We start from the raw sequence: 2,630 nt of genomic DNA on the forward strand, positions 1-2,630 counted from the left end.
GGTCATGGCGGGCGCCCTTCGCGGCGGGACGACGGCAGGGGAACGGCCGGGAACACGAGCAACGAGTAGCTCGCTTGAAAGTAGCTTAGCGCTAAGCAACTAGTCGTCAAGCAGCTTTCTTGCGGCCGACCGAGAGCCGACGGATACTCGCCCCATGAGCAACTCCCCCAGGGACCCCGTCGACGCGATCATCGAGCAGTGGGCGCAGGTCAGACCCGAGCTGGAGACCACCGCGATGGAGGTCTTCGGGCGCGTCAACCGGCTCTCGCGCACGCTGGGCGATCGTATGGAGAAGGCGTACGCGCGGTTCGGGATCGCGCGCGGGGAGTTCGACGTCCTGGCGACCCTGCGCCGCTCGGGTGAGCCGTACACGCTGTCACCCCGTCAGCTCTCGGCCACCCTCATGCTGACGACGGGCGGTATGACCGGCCGTCTCGACAAGCTGGAGCGCGCGGGACTGCTCCGCCGCTCCCCCGACCCGCACGACCGGCGGGGTCTCCGCGTCACCCTCACGGACGAGGGGCTGCGACTGGTCGACGAGGCGGTCGTGGCCGGTCTCGCCGTCCAGACCGAGGCGCTCTCGCCTCTGAGCGAGGACCAGGCCACCCAGCTGGCCGACCTGTTGCGCCGCCTGGTGCTGGCGACGGGCGCCTGAGCGGCCCCCCACGGCGAGGTCTTCCAGGCACCGCCCCCGCATCCGGTTCCGAACTTGCCGCCAGTTCCGAACATGCCGAGGGCACCCACCGCACATGTGCGCGGTGGGTGCCCTCAGATGCCCTCGGCGGAGGGCGGAAAGCCGTGGTTGTGGACGACGGGGGCCGTCAGGCCTTCTTGGCCTTGGGCTCGCGGTCCGTGGACCCGTCCAGGACCCACACCAGGCCCGCGATCACCAGGAACAGCGCGAGCGGCGCCACGACGAAGAGACCCAGCGTCTCCATCACGGTCAGGCCGGGGCCCGGGTCGTCGCCGTCGTCGGGGATCGCCGCGAACGCGGGGGACGACATGAGCAGCATCATCAGCGTCGTACCGGCGGCCAGGGCTCCGGTGCGCAGGGCGTTCTTCTTGTCCACGGTGCAAACGTAGCGAACGCCGGACAGGGCCGCGCGCCCGGGGTGCCGTACGGCGTGTGCTCAGCCTCCCCCGGCGGCGCCGCCCCGCTCCCGGTCCCGCCCTGCGCGCCCCCGCAACACGTCCACCAGCGCGTGCAGTCTCGGTGACGCGGCGAGGTCCTCCAGGGTGACCGGGCGGCCCTCGGCGTCGGCGACGGGAAGGCGCCAGTTCGGGTACTGGTCCCAGGTGCCGGGGAGGTTCTGCGGACGGCGGTCGCCGACCGTGTCCGGGAGCCAGAGGCCGATCATGCGGGCCGGGGTCCGCAGCAGGAACCGGTGGACGGCCTGGATCTCCGCCTCCTCGGAGGGGGCCGAGAGGCCGCCGCTCGCGCCTTGGAGCAGGCCCAGCCGGGACAGCAGCGTCAGCCACTCCCCCGCGTCCGCGGCGGCCGCGGCGCGCTCCTCGTCCAGCGGGTGGGTCAGCAGGCCCAGGCGGTCGCGGAGTTCGACGTGGTCGCCGGTCAGCCGGGAGGCGGTGGGCGGCAGATCGTGTGTGGTGGCCGTGGCGAGACAGTCCGCGCGCCAGCGCTCGGGCGGCAGCGGCAGTCCCGTACCGTCCCAGTCGCGTTCGAACCAGAGCACGGAGGTGCCCAGCACGCCGCGCTCGTTCAGCGTCTCGCGCACGCCGGGTTCGACGGTCCCGAGATCCTCGCCGATCACCAGCGCTCCGGCCCGCGAGGCCTCCAGCACCAGGATCGCGAGCATCGCCCGCGCGTCGTACCGGACGTACGTGCCCTCCGTCGGCGCCTGCCCCTGGGGCACCCACCACAGCCGGAAGAGCCCCATGACATGGTCGATGCGCAGGGCGCCCGCGTGGCGGAACAGGGCCCGCAGCAGGCGGCGGTACGGGGCGTAGCCGGAGTCGGCGAGACGGTCGGGGCGCCAGGGCGGAAGGCCCCAGTCCTGACCGCGGGCGTTGAAGGCGTCCGGAGGCGCGCCGACCGACATGCCGGCCGCGAAGTACTCCTGCTGCGCCCAGGCGTCGGCGCCGCCCGGGTGCACGCCGACCGCGAGGTCGTGCACCAGTCCGATCGGCATTCCGGCGTCCCGCGCGGAGCGCTGCGCGGCGGCGAGCTGGGCGTCGGTGAGCCAGGCGAGGCGGCTGTGGAAGTCGACGCGGTCCATCAGCTCGGCACGGGCGCGGGCCGTTTCGGGCGAGCGCGGGTCACGCAGCCCGGACGGCCAGCGGTGCCAGTCGGAGCCGTACACCTCCGCGAGCGCGCACCAGGTCGCGTGGTCCTCCAGCGCCTCGCCCTCCTCGGCGAGGAAGTCGCAGTACGCGGCTCTCCGGCCGGGCCCGAGCGGTACGGCGCGCACCAGCTCCAGGGCCTCGCGCTTGGCCTCCCACACGGCGTCGCGGTCGATCAGCTCGCCCTTCGCCAGCACGGCCTCGCGCAGCCGGGCGGCGCGTTCCAGCAGCGTACGGACGCGGGCCTGGTCGTCGACGTACGGGAACTCGGGGATGTCCTCGACGCGCAGGTGCACGGGGTCGGGGTAGCGGCGCGAGGAGGGGCGGTACGG

At 73.5% G+C, this 2,630-nt stretch carries 3 protein-coding genes; 1 reads left to right on the plus strand and 2 read right to left on the minus strand.

All coding sequences use genetic code 11. The annotated features are described in order from the left end of the window. Positions 1 to 154 precede the first annotated feature (154 nt). Positions 155 to 655, plus strand: coding sequence for a MarR family winged helix-turn-helix transcriptional regulator (locus FNH04_RS44535; RefSeq protein ID WP_152791924.1), 501 nt, complete (start codon positions 155 to 157; stop codon positions 653 to 655). 166 nt (positions 656 to 821) lie between these two features. On the opposite strand, the gene FNH04_RS44540 is transcribed toward FNH04_RS44535, so the two are convergent. After that, complete coding sequence (locus FNH04_RS44540) at positions 822 to 1,070, minus strand: hypothetical protein (protein ID WP_322725654.1); 249 nt, start codon at positions 1,068 to 1,070, stop codon at positions 822 to 824. 60 nt (positions 1,071 to 1,130) lie between these two features. Next, the coding region (gene malQ / locus FNH04_RS44545) for a 4-alpha-glucanotransferase (RefSeq protein WP_152791925.1) at positions 1,131 to 2,630 on the minus strand (1,500 nt) is incomplete at its 5' end.

The sequence above is a fragment of the Streptomyces phyllanthi genome (assembly GCF_009377205.1).
Classification (GTDB): domain Bacteria; phylum Actinomycetota; class Actinomycetes; order Streptomycetales; family Streptomycetaceae; genus Streptomyces; species Streptomyces phyllanthi.

What these genes read in the sequence shown, in the direction of transcription:
- FNH04_RS44535 (WP_152791924.1), top strand. Translation starts at nt 155, where the DNA reads ATGAGCAACTCCCCCAGGGACCCCGTCGACGCGATCATCGAGCAGTGG.